The sequence below is a fragment of the Aeromonas sobria genome, from assembly GCF_050266975.1.
Classification (GTDB): Bacteria; Pseudomonadota; Gammaproteobacteria; order Enterobacterales; family Aeromonadaceae; genus Aeromonas; species Aeromonas sobria_B.
On the sequence record NZ_JBKISU010000087.1, the window covers coordinates 1 to 807 of the forward strand.

General features: G+C 53.9%; 1 tRNA gene. It reads left to right on the top strand.

The window, feature by feature from the left end:
• The first annotated feature begins 31 nt into the window (after positions 1 to 31).
• A tRNA-Asp gene (locus ACLHZ1_RS20535) sits at positions 32 to 108 on the top strand.
• Positions 109 to 807: the final 699 nt, after the last annotated feature.

Below are 807 nucleotides of genomic sequence, written 5' to 3' on the forward strand. Positions count from 1 at the left end.
GCAGAAGATTTAGCGAAAGCTAACCGAATGCGGAGCGGTAGTTCAGTCGGTTAGAATACCGGCCTGTCACGCCGGGGGTCGCGGGTTCGAGTCCCGTCCGCTCCGCCACTAATTTGAAAGGCCTTCCTTAACGGGAAGGCCTTTTTGCTTTTGCTCATTCGCGAAAGGACGAGAAAACAAGGGACAACAGACAGGGCTGCGACCTGGCACTGGCAACTCGGCCCCTGCCTGTTGTCCCTTGAGCTGGACTGCGTCCTCCCATCCGCTTCGCCGCTGCTTGAAAGCCCTGACCATCTGGTCGGGGCTTTGTTTTAGTAACATAGTGGAAGGATATCGAAGGCGATAAACAGCGTTGTATTCCGCCATGTTACACCCCTTTATCCGCAGACTGTTTCCCCCTACCGATGTTTTGAACAGGTCATAGGGAGGGCATTTGCTGCGTGAGCGGCCACCATCAGGACGAAGAGTACCCTCTCACCGAGAGGCTGTGCTGGCGATTGGGAGGGATGCCTTGGTGGGCAGAGGCTTGACCTGGTCAGGCCAATATCCTTGACGAGTCAGGTCAAGGTCTGATGGCCAGACACTCATATAAACACAGTGTCCAATGTCCCGCTGTGAGTGGAGCCAACGGCCAGTGATGTGGCTGTGAGCAAGGGAGGGAGTATGCGCAGATAAGAAAAGGAGCCTGTAAATCCAATTGTGTAACCGCCCACGAATAAGTAACTTTTTCAAAAGGATACCTTCGTGGGTAAGCAAATGGACCAAGACACACTCAAAGCTCTGGCTGCTGAGCTGGCCAAAGACATC